General features: G+C 60.7%; 18 protein-coding genes and 1 pseudogene. 4 read left to right on the plus strand and 15 right to left on the minus strand.

Annotation, left to right across the window (positions count from 1 at the left end):
- Nucleotides 1-93: 93 nt before the first annotated feature.
- The 6 genes from HX873_RS23550 to HX873_RS23575 all read right to left on the minus strand — a co-directional run bounded on the left by HX873_RS23550 (nucleotide 94) and on the right by HX873_RS23575 (nucleotide 5,453).
- Nucleotides 94-747 carry an HAD family phosphatase gene (locus tag HX873_RS23550; RefSeq protein ID WP_003219744.1) on the minus strand — a complete coding sequence of 218 codons (654 nt, stop codon included), beginning with the start codon at nucleotides 745-747 and terminating at the stop codon, nucleotides 94-96.
- Nucleotides 748-776: 29 nt separating this feature from the next.
- Nucleotides 777-1,766, minus strand: coding sequence for an ABC transporter ATP-binding protein (locus HX873_RS23555; protein WP_003219745.1), 990 nt, complete (start codon nucleotides 1,764-1,766; stop codon nucleotides 777-779).
- The gene (locus HX873_RS23560) at nucleotides 1,763-2,563 is read right to left on the minus strand and encodes an ABC transporter permease (RefSeq protein ID WP_003219747.1); all 801 of its coding nucleotides are present in this window, start codon (nucleotides 2,561-2,563) and stop codon (nucleotides 1,763-1,765) included. Before HX873_RS23560 ends, HX873_RS23555 begins: the two co-directional genes overlap by 4 nt.
- On the minus strand, nucleotides 2,550-3,395 hold the full coding sequence (locus HX873_RS23565) for an ABC transporter permease subunit (protein WP_003219748.1): 846 nt from the start codon (nucleotides 3,393-3,395) through the stop codon (nucleotides 2,550-2,552). The genes HX873_RS23560 and HX873_RS23565 overlap by 14 nt, the downstream gene beginning before the upstream one ends.
- Nucleotides 3,392-4,198 (minus strand): alkaline phosphatase family protein, encoded by an 807-nt coding sequence (locus HX873_RS23570; RefSeq protein WP_003219750.1) that lies wholly within the window; start codon nucleotides 4,196-4,198, stop codon nucleotides 3,392-3,394. Before HX873_RS23570 ends, HX873_RS23565 begins: the two co-directional genes overlap by 4 nt.
- A 187-nt stretch (nucleotides 4,199-4,385) precedes the next feature.
- Entirely contained in the window at nucleotides 4,386-5,453 is a 1,068-nt protein-coding gene (locus tag HX873_RS23575) for an ABC transporter substrate-binding protein (protein WP_177123287.1), read from the minus strand.
- A gap of 351 nt (nucleotides 5,454-5,804) precedes the next feature.
- Between HX873_RS23575 and HX873_RS23580 the strand changes: the two genes are divergently transcribed.
- Nucleotides 5,805-6,518, plus strand: a complete 714-nt coding sequence (locus HX873_RS23580; protein ID WP_003219754.1) for a UTRA domain-containing protein — start codon at nucleotides 5,805-5,807, stop codon at nucleotides 6,516-6,518.
- A 382-nt stretch (nucleotides 6,519-6,900) separates the two neighbouring features.
- Here the strand turns inward: HX873_RS23580 and HX873_RS23585 are convergent, their stop codons facing one another.
- From HX873_RS23585 to HX873_RS23595, 3 genes are all read right to left on the minus strand, one after another.
- A complete protein-coding gene (locus HX873_RS23585; RefSeq protein ID WP_177010028.1) occupies nucleotides 6,901-8,247 on the minus strand; it encodes an amidohydrolase in 1,347 nt (448 codons plus the stop codon).
- 51 nt (nucleotides 8,248-8,298) lie between these two features.
- Nucleotides 8,299-10,458, minus strand: coding sequence for a mechanosensitive ion channel family protein (locus HX873_RS23590; protein ID WP_177123288.1), 2,160 nt, complete (start codon nucleotides 10,456-10,458; stop codon nucleotides 8,299-8,301).
- Nucleotides 10,459-10,530: 72 nt separating this feature from the next.
- Nucleotides 10,531-10,707, minus strand: coding sequence for a hypothetical protein (locus HX873_RS23595; protein WP_003219760.1), 177 nt, complete (start codon nucleotides 10,705-10,707; stop codon nucleotides 10,531-10,533).
- A 176-nt stretch (nucleotides 10,708-10,883) separates the two neighbouring features.
- On the opposite strand from HX873_RS23595, the pseudogene yegS reads away from it, so the two are divergent.
- A pseudogene (gene yegS / locus HX873_RS23600) lies at nucleotides 10,884-11,808 on the plus strand (lipid kinase YegS); the annotation flags it as partial.
- Here the strand turns inward: yegS and HX873_RS23605 are convergent.
- The 3 genes from HX873_RS23605 to HX873_RS23615 form a co-directional block, all read right to left on the minus strand.
- The gene (locus tag HX873_RS23605; RefSeq protein ID WP_003219763.1) at nucleotides 11,770-12,429 is read right to left on the minus strand and encodes a response regulator transcription factor; all 660 of its coding nucleotides are present in this window, start codon (nucleotides 12,427-12,429) and stop codon (nucleotides 11,770-11,772) included. The pseudogene yegS and the gene HX873_RS23605 overlap by 39 nt on opposite strands.
- On the minus strand, nucleotides 12,426-13,319 hold the full coding sequence (locus tag HX873_RS23610; RefSeq protein ID WP_003219766.1) for a sensor histidine kinase: 894 nt from the start codon (nucleotides 13,317-13,319) through the stop codon (nucleotides 12,426-12,428). The genes HX873_RS23605 and HX873_RS23610 overlap by 4 nt, the downstream gene beginning before the upstream one ends.
- Before the next feature lie 319 nt (nucleotides 13,320-13,638).
- Nucleotides 13,639-14,082 carry a hypothetical protein gene (locus HX873_RS23615; protein WP_003219767.1) on the minus strand — a complete coding sequence of 148 codons (444 nt, stop codon included), beginning with the start codon at nucleotides 14,080-14,082 and terminating at the stop codon, nucleotides 13,639-13,641.
- A 550-nt stretch (nucleotides 14,083-14,632) separates the two neighbouring features.
- On the opposite strand from HX873_RS23615, the gene HX873_RS23620 reads away from it, so the two are divergent.
- Both HX873_RS23620 and HX873_RS23625 read left to right on the plus strand, forming a co-directional pair.
- Nucleotides 14,633-15,568: a chemotaxis protein CheV gene (locus tag HX873_RS23620; protein WP_008430676.1), complete on the plus strand. Its 936-nt coding sequence runs from the start codon at nucleotides 14,633-14,635 to the stop codon at nucleotides 15,566-15,568.
- 39 nt (nucleotides 15,569-15,607) lie between these two features.
- Nucleotides 15,608-16,414 (plus strand): MOSC domain-containing protein, encoded by an 807-nt coding sequence (locus tag HX873_RS23625; protein WP_177123289.1) that lies wholly within the window; start codon nucleotides 15,608-15,610, stop codon nucleotides 16,412-16,414.
- Nucleotides 16,415-16,478: 64 nt separating this feature from the next.
- On the opposite strand, the gene HX873_RS23630 is transcribed toward HX873_RS23625, so the two are convergent.
- From HX873_RS23630 to HX873_RS23640, 3 genes are all read right to left on the minus strand, one after another.
- Nucleotides 16,479-16,763, minus strand: a complete 285-nt coding sequence (locus HX873_RS23630; RefSeq protein ID WP_003183665.1) for a pyrimidine/purine nucleoside phosphorylase — start codon at nucleotides 16,761-16,763, stop codon at nucleotides 16,479-16,481.
- Between the two features lie 47 nt (nucleotides 16,764-16,810).
- Nucleotides 16,811-17,353 (minus strand): exonuclease domain-containing protein, encoded by a 543-nt coding sequence (locus tag HX873_RS23635; RefSeq protein ID WP_177123290.1) that lies wholly within the window; start codon nucleotides 17,351-17,353, stop codon nucleotides 16,811-16,813.
- Between the two features lie 71 nt (nucleotides 17,354-17,424).
- Nucleotides 17,425-19,353 carry an acetyl/propionyl/methylcrotonyl-CoA carboxylase subunit alpha gene (locus HX873_RS23640; protein WP_177123291.1) on the minus strand — a complete coding sequence of 643 codons (1,929 nt, stop codon included), beginning with the start codon at nucleotides 19,351-19,353 and terminating at the stop codon, nucleotides 17,425-17,427.
- Nucleotides 19,354-19,487 lie beyond the last annotated feature (134 nt).

The following is a 19,487-nucleotide window of genomic DNA, read 5'->3' on the forward strand; positions in this document are numbered from 1 at the left end:
GGCTTTTCCAAAGTGACTCGCTGTAAGAGCGAAACCATAGGCGGCCGTTACCTAAATAACGGATATGTACCCACCTCAAACCAGCACAAAACGTCAGACCCAATGATGAATCGGCCACCCAGCCTTCTCAGCATGCGCCCGCAGCACCGGGTCCGGATTCACCACCTGCGGGTTCTCCACCTTCAGCAACAGCGGCAAATCATTGCGCGAATCCGAGTAGAAGTACGCCCCATCAAGGTGCTCACCTTCCTGCTCCAGCCATTCCATCAGGCGAGTGATCTTGCCTTCGCGGTAAGTCAGTACACCTGTGGTCTTGCCGCTGTACACCCCATGGGCGACGTCCAGCTCAATCCCCAGCACTTCATCAATGCCGATACGCGCCGCAATCGGCTTGACCAGGTGCGTCCCCGACGCCGAGATCACCAAAATCCGGTCACCATTCTTGCGGTGCTGTGCAATGGTACGGGTGGCTTCGCTGTAGATCAGCGGCTCGATAACGTCTTCCACCCACGGCTCTACAAGGTGCTCGATCTCTTCCGGCGTGCGGCCAATCATCGGCTCCAGGCTGAAGTCCATGAAATCCTCCATGGCCAGCTCACCGCGGCTGTAGGCCGCCATCAGTTCGTCGTTCTTGCGCATGAACGACTCACCATCCACCCAGCCCAGGCGGCCCATCTGCTCGCTCCACAGGGTGGCGCAGTCGCCGTGGATCAGGGTGTCGTCCAGATCAAAAATTACCAATGCCATCTGTCACGCTCTCTCAAATAAATCGTGCGTCAGGCTACTTCACACAACGCACTTGGGTCGATGGAAAGTGCCAATCTCTGACCATCCGGGTGCAGATCGTCAGCCGAGCGGTTGAGCACGTCCACCACCAATTCCACGCCCCGGGCTTCGATGCGGTAGCGAATCACGTTGCCCAACAGGCTGTGGCTGCGCACCAACGCATCCAGCTCACCGCTGCGGCTGAGCTCGATGGCCTCCGGGCGAATGGCGATGCGCCCGGTGATCGGACGCTGCAACAGTTTGCTGGCCTTGTCGGCATCAAGCAGGTTGTAGTTGCCGATAAAGCCCGCGGCGAACACATCCACCGGCGCGGTGTAGAGGGTCTCGGCATCGCCGCTCTGCACGATCTTGCCCTGGTTCATCAGGAAGATCCGGTCGGACATGGTCAGGGCTTCTTCCTGATCATGGGTCACGAAGATGGTGGTCAGGCCCAGCTCGCGCTGGATCTGGCGAATCTGTTCGCGCAGGTGCTTGCGAATCCGTGCATCGAGGGCAGACAACGGCTCGTCGAGCAACAGCAGGCGCGGGCGCGTCACCAGCGAGCGGGCGAGGGCCACGCGCTGGCACTGGCCGCCGGACATCTGATGCGGGTAGCGGCCGGCGAGTTCTTTCAGCTCCACCAGTTGCAACACTTCCTGCACGCGTTTGTGGCTGTCGTCGGCATTGACCTTCTGCATGCGCAGGCCGAAGGCGACGTTCTGTTCCACGGTCATGTTGGGGAACAGCGCGTAGCTCTGGAACACCATGCCGATATGCCGTTTCTGTGGGCTCAGCGGGACGATGTCCTGGCCATCCAGCAGGATTTTCCCGCTGTCCACCGAGGTCAGGCCGGCGATGCAGCGCAGCAGGGTCGACTTGCCGCAGCCCGACGGGCCAAGCAGGGTGACGAATTCGCCCTTGGCGATTTCGCAGTTGATGTCACTGAATACCGGCGTACCGGCGTAGCCTTTTTGCAGGTGTTGGACGCTGACGAAGCTCATTGGCTTTTGTCCTTGTTCAAGATGTTGGCGGCCCAGGTCAGCACCAGCACGAAGAAGAAATAGGAGATCACCAGGGCACTGGTGAAGTGGCCGCTGCTGTTACGCATATTGTTGAGGTACACCTGCAGGGTTTCGTAGCGGGTGCCCACCAGGATGTTGGCGAACACGAACTCGCCGAACAGGAACGAGAACGACAGCAGCAATGCCACCATCAAGCCCTTGCGCAGGTTCGGCAGCACCACCAGGAACGCCGCCTGGAAGGTGCTGGCACCGAGCAGTTGGGCGGCGTCCATCAGGTCCCGCAGGTTGATCGCTTGCAGGTTGTTGGTGATCGCCCGGTACATGAACGGCAGCGCCACGGTGAAGTAGCAACCGATCAGGATCCACGGCGTACCCACCATCGCAAATGGCCCCGAGCCGTAGAGCTGCAACAGCCCCACCGACGACACCACCGGCGGCACCGCGAAGGGCAGCAGGATCAAAATGTTCATCAGCGCGTCGAGTTTCGGAAAGTGGTAATGCACCACAAACAGCAGCGGCAGGATCAGCACCACCGACAAGATCAGCGCGCCAACGCACACCAGCAGCGACTGGCCGAAGGCATTCAGGAAGCGCGGGTCACTCCACAGCTGGATATACCATTTGAAGGTAAAGCCGGATGGCAGGATGGTCGCCGACCAACTGCTGGCGATGGAGTAGACCAGGGTGCCGAGCAACGGCAGCACCAGGATTGCAAACAACAGATACACCACTACGCGGTGGTAGAGGGCGGCCGAGCCAGGTTCAGCGCGAGACATGGTAGCTCCTCTTGAGCAGCAGTTGATGGACCACGGTCACCACGGTCATCAGCGCCACCAGCACCACGGCCAGGGCACTGGCCATGTTCGGGTCCAGGGAAATATCGCCGGAGACCATCGCCGCGATGCGGATCGGCAGCACGTTGAAGTTGCCGGTGGTCAGCGCGTACACCGTGGCGTAGGCGCCGAGAGCGTTGGCCAGCAGGATCACGAAGGTGCCCAGCAGCGCCGGGGTCAGCACCGGCAGACCGATGTGCCGCCAGTACTGCCAGCCGTCCGCGCCGAGCAATGAAGCAGACTCGCGCCAGTCTTCACGCAGTGCGTCAAAGGCCGGGTAGAGCAGCAACACGCCGAGGGGAATCTGGAAGTAGGTATAAAGGATGATCAGGCCGGTCTTGGAGTACAGGTTGAAGTCCTGAATGATCCCCGCCTGCTTGAGCATGATGGTGATGCTGCCGTTGAACCCCAGCAGGATGATGAAGGCGAAGGCCAGGGGTACGCCGGCAAAATTGCTGGTCATGTTGGCGAACGCGGTCACGAAATTGCGCAGCGGCCCGTCGACCCGGCGCAGCGAGTAGCTGCCGAGTACGGCGATGATGATCCCGAACACGCTGGAGTAGAAACTGATTTCCAGGCTGTACTGGATCGCCTGCATATAGAACTTCGAGCTGAAGATCTTGCTGAAGTTGGCCAGGCCCCAGCCGAACTCTTCGGACTGGACGCTGCTGATCATTACCCACACCAGCGGGGCGATTTCGAACACGATAAAGAAGATGGCGAAGGGCACCAGGCACAAGGCGGCCAGCCATTTGCCGCGGATCACTGAATTCACTTCAACAGCTCCCGGCATACAGGTTTGTCGTGGGGTACACCCAACAGCTCGCAGACGGTGCCGCACAGCTCGGTTTGTTTGGGCGTGGCGTGGGTGTCGAGGCTGAAGGCATCACCCAGCACAAACAGCGGCACTTCCCGTTCTTCCGGCAGCAGGCCGTTGTGGGAGCGGTCGTTGTTCATGCCGTGGTCGGCCGTCACCAGTACCTGGTAACCGGCGTCGAGCCAGCCTTGCAGGTAGTCGGCGAGGATGATGTCGGCCGAGCGCGCGCTGTTGCGATATTGCGGGGTGTCGAGGCCGTGCTTGTGGCCGGCATCGTCGATGTTCATCGGGTGCACTACCAGGAAATTCGGCGCGTGTTTGAGGCGCAGGCTTTCGGCGTCGGCAAACAGGTGCGAGTCCGGGTAATGGTCATTCCAGTAGAAATGCCCGTGCTGGATCGCCAGGGCCGAGTCGCTGGTATGCCGATCCCGGGCGGCGATAAAGGGCGAGCGGTTATACAACTCGCTGACCCAGTGATACGCCGCCGCCGCCGTGGATAAACCGGCGTCGGTGGCGTAATGGAAAATGCTGCGCTGATTGGACAGGCGCGAGACGTTGTTGTGGACGATGCCGCTCTCGATCGGCGGGACGCCGGTGAGGATGCATTCGTACAGTGGCCGGGACAGGGCCGGCAGTTCACATTCCAGTTTGTACAGTGCTGCGCGTCCTGCGCCGACATAGGCCTGCAAGTGCCCCATGGCGTGTCGGGCAACCTCGTAATTCAGGCCGTCGAGCACGACAAGGATGACGTTGTGCTTCATAGGGGCTGGGGCTCCGCAACAAATAGGCTTGACTCGGTTTTTCGGTTGGAACACCGATCAAATGTGGGAGCTGGCTTGCCTGCGATAGCGGTGTGTCAGTCGACAATACTGCTGAATGTCATACCGCTATCGCAGGCAAGCCAGCTCCCACACTGACCGCGTTCCACTTGAACAGGCGTATTAAGCCTTATTGCATATTGATGATGACTTCTTCCTGCCACTTCTGCGGCAGTGCCTTGGAGGTCTTCTCCCAAGCGTCTGCGTCCTTGATCGGCGTGACGTTCTTGTACTGCTCGTTAGGCAGCAGCTTGGCCTGTACGTCGGCTGGCAAGGTCAGGTGCTCGGCACGGATCGGCCGCGCATTGCCACGCGCCAGGTTGGTCTGGCCGGCGTCGCTGAAGATGTATTCGCGGGTCAGCTTGGCGGCGTTCGGGTGCTTGGCGTATTTGTTGATGATGGTGGTGTAGCCGGAAATCACCGAGCCGTCCGATGGGATCAGCACCACGTAGTCATCCGGGTTGGCCATCTTGGCCTTGTAGCTCAGGCCGTTGAAGTCCCAGACCACGCCCACTTCCACTTCGCCTTTTTCCATGGTGGCGATGGTTGGGTTGGCCAGCGACAGGCGGCCTTGCTTGGCGATGTCGGCGAACATCAGCAGCGCCGGCTGAATGTTCTTCTCGTCGCCACCGTTGGCGAGTGCGGCGGCGAGTACGCCGTTGGCCGCCTGGGCGGCGGTGCTCACGTCACCGATGGAAACCTTGTATTTGCCGGTCTTCAGGTCAGCCCAGCTTTTCGGAGCTTCGGAGCCGTGCAGGAGTTTTTTGTTGACGATAAAGGCGATGGTGCCGGTGTAGGCCAGGGCCCAGTTACCGTCCTTGTCTTTCGCCCAATCCGGGACTTGTGCCCAGGTGGTCGGTTTGTACGGTTGGGTAACGCCCTGTTTCACCGCGATCGGGCCGAAGGCTGCACCCACGTCGCCGATGTCGGCGCTGGCGTTGTCTTTCTCTGCCGCAAACTTGGCGACTTCCTGGGCGGAGCTCATGTCGGTGTCGATGTGCTTGAGGCCGTAGGTCTTGGCCAGGTCGTCCCAGGTGCCTTTCCAGTTGGCCCAGTCATCGGGCATGCCGACGCTGTTGACGGCGCCTTCCGCTTTCGCGGCGGCTTCCAGGGTTTTTAGATCGGTATCAGCGGCCATGGCGGCGGTGCACATGGCAATGGTCGAGCCTAACAGTGATGCCAGGAAAAGCTGTTTCATCCGAAGCTCCTTTGGGCGTTTTCAACGCTGCGTTTTTATCGACGTTTGCGGTGGTGTTGGTCTAGGTCAGCAATACACGAGCCAATTTAGGCGTGGCGGATGACAGTTTCATGTCGATGTCGTTTTTTGTTGGCCTGGACGGGGGATCACCGGGTAAGCGTAGACCATGCCCAACCGCCCGGAAGCCTTGGACTTGGCCGATGTATTGCAGGTCTTGTGGCAGGACGTCGCGAGGCGCTGTCATCTGTCGGTCATGTGCAATGCCTAGGCTTGCACGCAACAGCAGAGGCGCGTTTAGCGGGCGTTTTGTGCACCTGAATAGTGCTGGTCTAGTCCAGATAGGTAACGTTGATGCGTGATGAGGCAACCAAGGCGGTGACAACCATTGGCCTGGCGCTGCAAGAGCAGATCGACCATGGCTTGTTGGCGCCTGCCAGTAAGCTGCCGGCCGAGCGCAAGCTCAGCGAGTTGTTTGGTACCACCCGCATTACGGTGCGGGAAGCCTTGTTACAACTTGAGGCCCAAGGGCAGATTTATCGCGAGGAGCGGCGGGGGTGGTTTGTGTCACCGCCCAGGCTTGCCTATAACCTGATGCAGCGCAGTCATTTTCACGCGATGGTGAGTGCCCAGGGTCGGGTGCCGTCGACCGAGGTGATTTCGGCGCGGTTGCAGCCGGCTTCGGCGGCGGTGTGTGCGTGGTTGCAGTTGCCGGCGTTGTCCAGCGTGATTCAGATTTGCCGGGGGCGCAGGATTGATGGGCGGTTGGTGTTGTATGTGGAGCACTATCTGAACCCGCAGTATTTTCCGGGGATTCTGGGGTGTGATTTGAATCAGTCGATTACGGAGTTGTATGCGCGGGTGTATGACTTGCACTACGGGCGGGTGCGGTTTGAGATTGTGCCGACGTCATTGCAGGTTGAGGCTGCGGCGGCGTTGAGGGTGTCGGTGGGGAGCCCGGGGTTGCGGATTGCTCGGGTTAATTATGATCAGCATGAGCGGTTGATTGATTGTGATCTGGAGTTTTGGCGGCATGATGCGATTCATGTGGGGGTGGATGTGGTTTGACGTTTTGCCTGTGTGTATCCGTTATTTAGGTCACGGCGGCTTTTGGTTCCGCTCTCACAGCGGCTCACTTTTGAACAGCTGGAATGCCGGCCCAGCCCCAAGTAAGCACAGGGCTTTACCCCGATGACCTGGGTGTTAGAGCAAAAGCAGAGCCGCTGTATGTGGGAGCGGGCTTGCTCGCGAAAAACCTGAGGGCGCCGCGTTGAGTCAGGATACCCACGTCATCGTTAACGACCTTCGCGAGCAAGCCCGCTCCCACATTTGGATCGTGTCCGCCTTTGGGTTTGCTGTTGCTTCACCACACTTAAGCCCGAGCGAGGTGCAGAGTGGTGGGGCAAGAGCGGAACCCTAGGCGGCCGTTACCTGAATAACGGATATACCCTCAATCCGCCGCATTGGCATACAAATAATCAGTCGCCAACGATGCCAGCGTCCGTACCCCAACCACCAACGCCGACTCATCCACAAAGAACCCCGGATTATGATTCGGTGCCGCCTTGCTCATGTCCTGATCCCTCGGCGTCACCCCCAGAAACACAAACAACCCCGGCGCTTCCTTGGCATAAAACGAGAAGTCCTCAGCCCCACCCACCAACGGGGCATTCACTACGTCGCCATTCGCCGCCCAACGCAAACTCGGCAGCATCTTTTCGGTCAGCGCCGGGTTGTTGATGGTCGGATCGTACTTCTCAATGATCGTCACCTCAGCCTTCGCCCCACCACTCTCGGCGATTTTCTCGACGGTCTGCCGCACATCCGCATGCAGCTTCTGGCGAATGCCATAGTCGTAGGAGCGAATGGTCCCACTCATATCCACCGACTCAGGAATGATGTTGTACCGCGTCCCTCCGTTGATGGTGCCAATACTCACCACCGCCGGAAACGAAGAAATGTCGGTACGCCGACTGACCACCGTCTGCAGCCCCACAATGGCCTGCGCCCCCACGGTAATCGGATCGATCCCATCCCACGGCCGCCCCGCATGGGTCTGCTTGCCCAGGATCTTGATCCGCAGGTCATCCGAGCTCGCCAGCGTCGGCCCCGGCCGATACGCAATCTGCCCCGCAGGCACCCCGGCCCACACATGCAGCCCAAAAACGGCATCCGGCTTGGGCGATTTCATCAGCCCTTCCTGCACCATCATCTTCGCGCCCCAAGTGTTTTTACCGTCGGGGATAAAGTCGCTCGGGCCTTCTTCAGCCGGCTGGAAATAAAACACCACGGTCCCAGGCAGACGATCGCGCATACCTGTAAGGATTTTCGCCGTGCTCAGCAGGATGGCGGTGTGGGCGTCGTGGCCGCAGGCGTGCATCACGTCGACTTCTTTATCGAGGTACACACCCTTGGCCTTCGAGGCGAAGGGCAGGCCGGAGACTTCCTTGACCGGCAGCGCATCCATGTCGGCGCGCAAGGCCACGGTGGGGCCGGGCAGGGCGCCCTTGAGGATGGCGACAACGCCCGTGCGCGCCACGCCAGTCTTGACCTCCAGCCCCATCTCCCGCAGCTGCTTGGCCACCAGCTCCGCGGTGCGATGTTCGGTGTTGCCCAGTTCAGGATGGGCGTGGATGTCGCGCCGGGTTTCCAGCAAGGCCGGTTCCAGTACTTTGGCCTGGGCGGCGATGGTTTCGCGGGCACTGTCCTGGCCGCTGTTGGCGGCGATGACCGCGCTGCTGGCGACACCGCACAGCAGGCCGAATACCCATTGGTGTGTAAGACCGGTCAAACGCATAAGGACTCTCCATGATTATTGTTGTTGATCCTGACGTCATCCGGGCAGCGCTTATTCTTTCTCTTGCACGCCTCCCGCCGCTGTCACCACTTGCACGCTCAAGCGTGGGGTGGCCAGGTCCAGCCCGGCTTCGTCGAGGTGACGCTTGAGCGACAGGTTGAACGCCCGCGAAACCTCCCACTGCTTGATCGGCGCGGTCTTGAAGCGGGCGCGAAGAATCGCACTGCCGGACTCGAAACTTTCTACACCCTGAATCTCCAGCGGCGACCAGATATTGCGCCGCTGCAACGGGTCGTTGCGCATCTTCTGCCCGACGTCGCGCATCAGCTTGATGGCGTCGTCGATTTCCATGTTGTAGGGAATCGCCACCCGGAAGATCGCGTAGCCGAACTCCCGGGAGTAGTTCTTGATGCTTTTGATTTCACTGAACGGGATCGTATGCACGATGCCGTCGATGTCCCGCAGGCGCACGGTACGGATGGTCAACCCTTCGACCGTCCCCAGGTGGCCGCCGACATCCACGTAGTCATCAATTGCCAGGGAGTCTTCGATAATGATGAACAGGCCGGTGATCAAATCCGCCACCAGCGACTGTGCACCAAAACCGATGGCCAGGCCGATCACACCGGCACCCGCCAGCAGCGGCGTGACGTTCATGCCCATGTTCGCCAGGGCGACGATGGCGGCAATGATGAAGATGGTCACGAACAGCACGTTGCGAATCAACGGCATCATCGTTTGCGCACGCGCGTTGGCCAGGCCTTTGCGCGAGCGGGTGAGGGCGTGGTGGATCGCGGTGTCGCTGAGGATCCAGATCAGCCAGGCAAACAGCAATGTACCGGCAAGGCCGAACAGCTTGACGCTGATTTCATGCCCGTCGCCTTCGGTAAAGCGGATCAGCGACAGGCCCCAGACCCGCAGGCCGAGTTCGATAAACACCAGCCACACCACCAGGTGGGCGAGGGTGTAGACGAAGCTTTTCAGGCGCTCGGAGTACAGCGCATGGCGCTTGTGCCCACGCTGCGGCTTGAGTGAATGACGGCGCACCAGGCCGTTGATCACCATGCACAGCACCAGCAACACCGTGCACAACAACGACTGGCGCAGGGCGGTGCTGGTGTCGCCGGCGGAGACGAAGGTGGCGAACAGCGAGATGCCCACCAGCAGCAACGCCGGCAGGTACCAGAAGGTACCGACGATTTCGATGGTGTCACTCAGGGCGCGGCGGGTCAGGCGGCGGGACAGCGGCTGGTTGCGGATCAGGTGCGCAATCGGCCGGCGGAATCGCAGGATGAACACACCGGTGGACAGCGCGGCCATGACATTGGCGATGGTCGCGGCGACATGGGACAGGTGCTGGCCCAGGCTCTCGGCCAGGCGCGGGTCGCTGACGGCTTCGCCAAAGGCGGCAAAGCTGCCGATCAGCCACAACGGCCGGAAGGCCTGGTGGCGCAGGATGTACAACGCGCGGTGACGGTGCGGGCCGTCGAGTACGGAAAACGCGACCACGCAGATCGCCGAGAAGCAGGTGCCCACCACCAGCGCATAGGCCAGCACCATTGCCAGGGATTTGCCGAGGGACGAGGGCAGTGCGTAACTCATGTAGACGGTGATCACCAACGCGATCAGCCACGGGCCGAGCTTGCGCAGGGCAAAGCGCAGCAGGTCCCAGGTCTTGGGGTGTTGCGGCAGTTCTTCGGTCAGGCCGAAGCGCTCGCGCACCCGGTGGCTGAGCCAGATCAGGATCGCGGCCAGCAGGCTCCAGAGCATCAGGATCATGGCAAAGGCAAAGATGATCGGCAGCCATTCGCTGGCCGGCAGCATCAGTGCGGTGAGTTCATCCTTGGCCTGGTCAAACTCGTTGGACCAGCGATTGAGCGGGCTGTCGGCACCGGAGAATTGTTGCTCCAGGCTCGACAGCGTGCCGCCGATCAAACCGAGTACACCCAGTTCGGCGGCGGGCTGGGCCTTTTGCGTGGTCTCACGGAGCTTTTTCAGGTCGCTCAGCAGCTTGGTGCGCTGCTGGTCGTTTTCCAGGGTCTTGATCACCTCGTCCAGGGACTGGCCCAACGGGACATCGGCTTGCGGCTGGGTTTTGGTGTTGCTGCCCAGCAGCCCTGGCAGGCTCACGGCGTGGGCAGGCACCATGGGCAGCAGGGTCAGCAGGCAGAAAAGCAGGCAACAGGGCAGGGCAAACAGACGGGCAAGCACGAGGCGGTCAACCTTAAAAACGACGAATTGACCGAGTGTACGAGGCCGTCATGTGCAATGCGAGTGAGATTGTCATTCGGCGAGTTTGGCGAGGATCTTGTAAACCACGGTGCCGAGGATCAGCAGCATGCCGATCCACATGCCGAACACACCGATGGGTTTGTCGCGGAAGTTGAAGCCGATGGCCAGGAGGATCATGCCGGTCAGGATGGGGATAAGCATGGAGTGGAAGGCGGACATGGTGATCATGGTGCGACGGCCTTGTCGGGTGGGAATAGGTATAAGTCTAGGTCGATTTCGCCAAGTGCGAGTTGATCCGTGTCAGAAACGCTACAAACCCCGGTTAATTTCTACATCCGATGGCTTTTTTTCGATTGGCCACGGTCAACATCCCTCAGGAACCTTAAACCCAGGAGCATTCATCCATGAGCACACCCAAGGCACTGTTGATTCTGCACGGCAAGCAAGCCCTCAACGAGCAGGTGCGAGCGGCGGTGCAGGGCAAGCGCGAGCAGGGCTGGGACCTGGCCGTACGGGTGACGTGGGAGGGTGGCGATGCCCAGCGGTTTGTCGATCAGGCCCTTGCCGATGGCTACACGCGGCTGATCGCCGGCGGCGGTGACGGCACCCTGCGGGATGTGGCCGAGGCCATGGCCCGGGCCAAGACCGAGGCCAGCCTGGTGCTGATGCCCCTCGGTACCGCCAACGATTTTGCCCGCGCCGCCGGTGTGCCGCTGGAGCCCGAGCAGGCCCTGGACCTGCTGGATGTACCGGCCCGTGCCATCGACCTGGGCGAAGTAGGCGGGCAGATCTTCCTGAATATGGCCACCGGTGGTTTTGGCAGCCAGGTCACTGCCAACACCTCCGAAGACTTGAAGAAAGTCCTCGGTGGCGCGGCGTATCTGTTTACCGGCCTGTCACGCTTCAGCGAGTTGCGCGCGGCCTACGGTGAATTGCAGGGCCCTGACTTTCACTGGCGCGGCGAGCTGCTGGCCCTGGGCATCGGCAACGGGCGCCAGGCCGGTGGTGGCCACGTGCTGTGCCCCGGCGCCCTGGCCGATGATGGTTTGTTGGATATCAGCATCTTGCCGGCGCCGCAGGAAGTGGTCGGCACCCTGCGCAACCTGATGACGGACGGCTGGGGCCTGGACAATATGTTTGTGCGGGCGCGCTTGCCGTGGGTCGAAATCAAGGTCGCCGAAGGGCTGGCGATCAACCTCGACGGCGAACCACTCCAGGGTGACGACTTGCACTTCTCGGCCTTGCCCCAGGCACTGCGGGTGCATCTGCCGGATGACTCACCGTTGCTGACTAATCGTCAAGGCTGATGATCTGTTCGCGCACTGCGAACAGCACCAGGCCCGCCACGTCGAAAATCTGCAGGCGCTTCATGATCTGCGAGCGGTGGGCTTCCACGGTCTTGATGCTCAGACCCAGGCCATTGGCGATTTCACGGGTGGACTTGCCGCGCACGATCAAGCGCAGGATTTCCAACTGGCGTGCCGTCAGGTTGTGGCTGTGGGGCGGCGGGTTGACCTGGGCCTGATTGCGGATCAGCGCCTGGTTGATCACCGTATGGGCGATTGCCGGGCTGAGGTAGCGTTCGTTGTTGCGCAACGCCAGCAGCGCGTGCTCCAGCTCATTGGCCGTGGTGTCCTTGAGCAGGTAGCCATGGGCGCCGGACTCCAGCGCGCACATGATCAGCTCCGGGTCGGTGTGCATCGACAGGATCAGCACCTTGCTCTTCGGATAGGCGCGCTTGAGGTCTTTCAATGCATCGAGCCCGCCGGTGTGCTTCATCGACAGGTCAAGCAGCACGATGTCGGGTTGCAGCGCGTCAAACCGCTCCAGCAACTGCGCGCCGTCGCTCGCTTCACCGATCACCGCGTAGCCGGGAATATCCATGACCAGCGCACGCACGCCGGCCCTGATCAGGGAGTGGTCATCCACCAGGAGTAAGTTGCACGTCACTCTAGAACCTTATGGGGGTTGGCCCGTTCGAGGGCGCGGGGCGCCCAGGGGAAAAGCGCTTCGATCCTCGTCCCGGAGCCTGGCTGGCTATTGACCGACAATGTGCCTCCCAGTTGATCAATCCGCTCGGACATCCCGGCCATGCCCCGCTGGCCTTCCTGGGCGGGGTTGATGGCGGGCGAAAAGCCCTGGCCGTCATCGCTGATAAACAGTGACAGGCCTTCGGGCAGGCGTTGCAGGCGTACCAGCAGGTTACGTGCCTGGGCATGGCGCAGCATGTTGGTGACGGCTTCCTGGGTAATGCGAAAGGCGGCAACAGCCATCTCTTCCGGGATGCCGGTCAGCCGTTGATGGCATTCCAGGCTCCAGCTTACTCGGGTGTTTTCCAGGGTCTTGAGCAGATGCGCCCGCAGGCTCGCCTCAAGGCCCAGGCTCGCCAGTTGCCGGGGGTTGAGGATGGCCGACACGTCCTGCACCTTGGCCAGGGTTTCGTTGAGGGTGTTGCACAGCACCGCACAGTGGCCCTGCAGGTTTTCCGGAAGACGGCGCTTGAGCCATTCACTTTGCAGCTTGGCGGCGGTCAACAGTTGGCCGATATCGTCGTGCAGTTCGCGGCTGAGGCGATGACGTTCGTTTTCCTGGACCTGCAACAGGCGGTCGGCCAACTCCTGGGGCTGGAACTTGATGGACTTGCGTGAGCGCCACTGTTGCAAGCCCACCACCAGCAGGGTGGCCAGGTTCACTGACAACAGCGCCAGGGGAAGATCGGCCGAGTGTGCATAAGCCCACAGGCTGAGCAGGCACGCGCACAGGCATAGCGCGAGGGTTATCCAGCGTGCATTGCTTCGGGACACGGACCTTGCGATGAGTGACTTCAGGCTGGCGTACATAGGAGGCGCATTTCACGTTTATATGCATCATGAAGTTGAGTCACTTCGAGCGGGGCATGGTACCACCACTATTACCGTTGGTCGCCTGGCGCCGAGCGGGATGAGGCGTATTAATCACGGCAGCGTCCCGGAAGGTAGTCCCGGAGTTCAACGAGTGGGGAAGTTGTATCATTGAAGTTGTTTTGTATCAGTATTGTCGTTAGTGGCTTATTGATATTTTTCTGCTAACGACGTCGTGATGCATAAATAGTTGTGGTGTCGTTTTTAGATAATCAGGCAATTGAATGCGACATTTTTGTCGCTTAAATGCGAAGAAGCCTCAAATAGCGTAAGGCCTGTGTTGTTGCTTATAGCCGAAATCGCTTTGGGGGATGTGTTGGACAACGGTGGCGATCAACACGGTTTGTTCCGTTTCATCCAGGCCGAGCTTGCCGGTTTTTGTATCGATCAACTCCAGTTGCCAGGCCAGCAGGGTGAGGCAGTTGTGCAGTGCATCAAGTGCTTCGTCATGCAGTTGCAGGGGGCTGGCGGCGTTGCTGATCAGGTACTGGATATGCCGTGAGAACTCGCTGATCGCCCTCAGGGCCAGGGCTTCGGATTTTTCCGCGAGCTTGATCAGGTTGGTTTTCATGCAGTCGATCGCGTCACTGTCGTTGCGGATCAAATGCAGGTGGCTCAAGCATTCTTCAGACTTGGCCAGCAACATTTCCGCCTCGAGGAGGAACTCGGGAAGTGCAAGTTGCCACTCTTTGCCGTCGTTCATCACACAAGTCTCCAGAACATACGATCGGATGATGAGATGTTGCACCGGTTGAATGGCGTAAAACTACCGCTGAAATATGACGAATATCTGTAGGCCCGTTCCGACTTTTCAGTAGGAAATTTATTTGAATGACGGCCGTCGCCCGAGTACCCCACAATTTCCAGGGACATTCGCACAACTTCTTTGGGTGCCAGTACATAAGCCACTGGATGACCCGTTGGCCGTGGGCTTGCGATAGCAAACAAAAGCCTGACTCCATTCATGCAATGAGAATGGCGTCACATTAATGGCTATTAGATATCGCGAATATCAGGTTGGTCCTGATTGTGGATAGGGGAATCCCTTACATAGCGGAACCTCGCGCAGACTTTGCGGTCACGCGGCGGTGGTGATGGGCCTTGCGTTGAAGCGGGTTCAGTAAAGCATGATGTCAGTGTGACATCAATGGATTTGCATGGCATTTTAGTGGGGGGTCAAGGTCCGGCGTTTGCCGCCGATAACCTGCTTCAGTGACCAGCACTATCCATCCGCTAAACCCCAGGAGTCTTTAATGGCCGGCATTCTCGACACGGTAGATCAACGCACACAATTGGTGGGTGAGAATCGCCTGGAGATCCTCATGTTTCGCCTGGCCGGGCGGCAGCTGTTCGCGATCAACGTGTTCAAGGTGCAGGAAGTGCTGCAACTGCCCAAGTTGACCCTGATGCCCCAGCGCCACCCGTTTGTCTGCGGCGTGGTCAACCTGCGTGGGCAGACGTTGCCGGTGATCGACCTGTCCCAGGCGATTGGCATGCGTCCGCTGATTCCGGGCCCCAACAGCACCATTATCGTCACCGAGTACAACCGCTCGGTGCAGGCGTTCCTGGTGGGCGGCGTCGACCGCATCGTCAACATGAACTGGGAGGCGATCCTGCCGCCGCCGGCAAGTGCCGGGCGCCAGCATTACCTGACGGCCATCAGCAAGGTCGATGACCAGTTGGTGGAAATCATCGACGTGGAAAAAGTCCTCGCCGAAATCGTGCCCTACAACGCCAAGGTTTCCCGCGAGAAACTTGAAGACCCGGTGCTGGAACGCGCCCGCGGCCGCGAAGTGCTGCTGGTGGATGACTCCAACGTCGCCCTCTCGCAACTGCGTGACACCCTCGGACAGTTGGGGGTGAAGATGCACATTGCCAGCGACGGCCTCAAGGCACTGAACATGCTCAAGGCCTGGGCCGACAGTGGCCAGGTGATGACCGACAAGCTGTTGATGATCTTCACCGACGCTGAAATGCCCGAGATGGACGGCTACCGCCTGACCACCGAGATTCGCAACGACCCGCGCCTGCGCAGCCTGTACGTGGTGCTGCATACGTCGTTGTCCGGCAGCTTCAACGACTCGATGGTGAAGAAGGTCGGTTGCGACAACTTCCTCTCCAAGTTCCAGCCCGACAAGTTGGTGGACGTGGTACGTCAGCGCCTGATGCTGGACGAAGTCCCGGCTTGAGCTTAGGGTGACGGCTTTGTCCCTCAGGAATGCAGGCCCATGCTTCGTCTCAGCGCGTTGTACCGATACCCCTTGAAGTCCGGCAAGGGTGAATCCTTGCAGCAGATCGGCCTGGACACACTCGGGCTCGACGGGGATCGACGCTGGATGTTGGTGGACGAGGCCAGCGGGCGTTTCCTGACCCAGCGCGCCGTGGCCAGGATGAGCCAGCTCTCGGCGCTGTGGAACAGCGCCGGTGGCCTGACCTTGAGCGCCGAGGGCCAACCTGTGCTTGACGTGCCACTACCCGGCAGCGATGCCGAGTTGCGCGGCGTGACCATCTGGCGTGACACCTTGCGCGTGCCGGATGCCGGTGACGAGGCAGGCGCCTGGCTCAGCGAATTCATCGGCAAACCCACGCGGCTGGTGCAAGTGCCGCTGTCCCGTGCGCGCACGACCGAGGCCGGCTACGGCAAGGATGATGACAAGGTCGCGTTTGCCGATGGCTTTCCGTTGCTGCTGATCGGCCAGGCGTCCCTGGATGACCTGTCCCAGCGTATCGGTCGGCCCATGGAGATGCTGCGTTTTCGCCCCAACCTGGTGATCGAGGGCAGCGAAGCCTTTGCCGAAGACGGCTGGAAGCGGATACGGATCGGTGATGTGGAGTTTCGCGTGGTCAAGTCCTGCTCACGCTGCATCCTCACCACCATCGACCCGGCGAGTGGCGAGCGCAGTGCCGACCGCGAACCGCTGGCCACGCTCAAGACCTACCGCGAGCAAGAGGGCGATGTGATGTTCGGGCAGAACCTGGTCAACGATGGGGTGGGCCGCCTGGAAGTCGGCATGCCGGTGACGATCCTGGAGTAAGCAGCCCTGAAATGAAAAATGCCCGTCTCTCGCGAGACGGGCATTTTTTTCGGCTATCGAACGTTTAGCCGCGGTATTCGCACAGGTAGGCGGTGTCGACCGCCACCTTCAGCTGGAACTTGCTGTTGGCTGGCACGTTGAACTGGCTGCCGGCGGCGAAGGTTTCCCAGTCGGTGCTGTCTGGCAGCTTGACGGTCAGTGCGCCCGATACCACGTGCATGATTTCACGCTGGGCAGTGCCGAACTCGTATTCACCCGGGGCCATGACGCCGATGGTCGCCGGACCTTCTGCAGTGCCGAAAGCGATCGACTTGACGGTGCCGTCGAAGTACTCGTTGACTTTAAACATGGGCGAATCCTCGGAAAAGGGTCAAGAAAGGTCGGCCAGTATGCCTTCTACACGGGCAAAATCAACGGCAGCAGCCGTGCGGTATTGCGTGCATCTTCCAGCGCCCGATGCTGTTGGCCGTGGAACTGCATGCCGGCCAGTTGCAGCGCGCCGTTGAGCCCCAGCTGCTTGTCCAGGCGCCGGGCCTTGGCGAAGCGTTGCTTGAGGTTCACGTGGGGCGTCTGGCCCAGCACGCTGCTCAAGCCATGGCGCTGCCACTCCAGTTCCAGTTGCTGGCGATCGTAGTCACCCCAGCTCGCCCAGCCTTCCAGGCGTGCCTGGTGCTGGCCAAGCCAGCGTTCGAACAGCGGCCACACCTCGATCAACGGCGCGGCAGCGTCGATATTCGCCTGGGTGATGTGGGTCAACTGGCGGCAGAACGGCGTCAGCAGCGGCCTGCGCAATGGCCGCACGAAACGCTGGAAATGGTCCAGTTCACGGCCCTGGCGGTTGACCAGGCTCACACCGATTTCGATGATTTCCATCTCGGTCACGGGCCAGCCGCCTTCATCCGTTGTGGCTTCAAGATCAATAATCAGCCAATGAGGCATCGCAGGTTCCCGTACTCTTCCCGTCCTGATGGGGATAGAGCGTAGCCAAGCCTGCTAGTTCCGCCCAGGGCTTACTCGATCTCCAGCAAAATCTGACGGTTCCTGACCTGATCGCCTGCAACCGCCTGGATTCGCTTGACCACGCCACTCATGCCGGCCTTGAGTGGGTGCTCCATTTTCATCGCTTCCAGCACCAGCAACAGCTGGCCCTTGCTGACCGAATCGCCTTCGCTGACCCGTACTTCGACAATTGCCCCATCCATCGGCGCCTTGACCGTGCCGTTGCTGGCCTCGGCCTGGCGGGTGGCGACGGTTTGGGTTCGATCATTGATGCACACGCCGGGCAACCAGAGCCGGGTGCCTTGCAGGTGGTAGGCAATGCGACGGCGAATGCCGTTGAGAACGGCGGTGGCCCAGCGTCCGTCGGTGGAGAGGTCGCGTATTTCGATGGCGTGCTGATCAATCTCGACGTGCAGGCAATTGTCCGCCAGCACACTGAGGCTGATGGTCCGGGGCTCGTCGTGTTCGGCCAATTGCCAGGTCCAGGGTACGCTGGCGTTGTTGCGCCAGCCGGATAATGGCTGGGTGTGGGCGCTGGCGCTGTGTTGGTAAAACAGCGCGGCGGCCAGGGCCAGCTCTTCGTTGGTCGCGTGGGTACGCGGGATGTCGCTGAAGTGTTCGGCAATAAAGCCGGTGCTGAAATCGCCGGCGATGAAGTGTGGATGCTTGAGCAGGCTGGCCAGCAGGCGCTGGTTGGTGGGCACGCCGAGCAGCACGCAGTCTTCCACGGCCCTGACCAGCTTGCGCCGGGCCTCTTCGCGGGTGGCGCCGTGGGCGATGATCTTGCCCAGCATCGAGTCGTAGAACGGGGTGATGCGCTGGCCTTCCAGCACGCCATGATCGATGCGCACACCTGGCGCCGGGTCCCAGCGCAGTACGTCGCCGGTTTGCGGGAGGAAGCCCTGGGCAGGGTCTTCGGCGTACAGGCGCACTTCCATGGCGTGACCGGTGAGGGTCACTTGTTCCTGACTCAGGGGCAAAGGTTGGCCGGCGGCGATGTGCAGTTGCCAGGCGACGAGGTCGAGGCCGGTGATCAGTTCGGTGACCGGGTGTTCGACCTGCAGGCGGGTGTTCATTTCCAGGAAGTAGAAATTGCCGTCGCGGTCGAGCAGGAACTCCACCGTGCCGGCGCCGACGTAATTGACGGCGCGCGCGGCCTTGAGGGCGGCTTCGCCCATGGCTTGGCGCAGCTCGGGGGTCATGACGGGGCAGGGGGCTTCTTCGATGACTTTTTGATGGCGGCGCTGGACCGAGCAGTCGCGTTCGCCGAGGTAGATCAGGTTGCCGTGGGTGTCGCCGAACAGTTGGATTTCGACGTGGCGGGGGGCGATCAGGGCTTGTTCGAGGATGAGTTCGGCGCTGCCGAAGGCGTTTTGTGCTTCGGAGCGGGCGGTGCGCAGGTGTTCCAGCAGGGTGTCGGGGTTGTGTACCAGGCGCATGCCGCGGCCGCCGCCGCCGGCGCTGGCCTTGATCATCAGTGGGTAGCCGATGTGGGTGGCTTGTTGTTGCAGGGTTGGGTCGTCCTGGTCGGGGCCTTGGTAGCCCTTGATGCAGGGGACGCCGGCGTTGAGCATGGCGATTTTTGAGAGGCGTTTGCTGCCCATCAGGTCGATGGCTTCGGGGCTGGGGCCGATGAAGGTGAGGCCGGCGTTTGCGCAGGCTCGGGCGAAGTCGGGGTTTTCGGAGAGGAAGCCGTAGCCGGGGTGGATGGCGTCGGCGCCGGTGCGGTGGGCTGCGTTGAGGATGGCTTCGATGTTCAGGTAGGACTGGGTGACCGGGGCGGGGCCGATGTTGATGGCTTCGTCGGCCATCTGGACGTGCAGGGCGTCGGTGTCGGCTTCGCTGTAGATTGCTACGGTGCGGTAGCCCAGGGATTGGGCGGTGCGCTGGATGCGGCAGGCGATTTCGCCACGGTTGGCTATGAGGATTTTGTTGAACATGAGTGACCCCTTGGGTTGGCGTTTACCGTGTACATATCCATTCCTGCGGTAACGGCTGCTATTGGTTCCGCTCTTACAGCGGGTCACTTTTGAAAAGCGCAAAAGTAACCAAAACGCTCTGCCCCGCCTGTCGG

This window comes from Pseudomonas sp. P7758, assembly GCF_013386485.1.
GTDB lineage: Bacteria > Pseudomonadota > Gammaproteobacteria > Pseudomonadales > Pseudomonadaceae > Aquipseudomonas.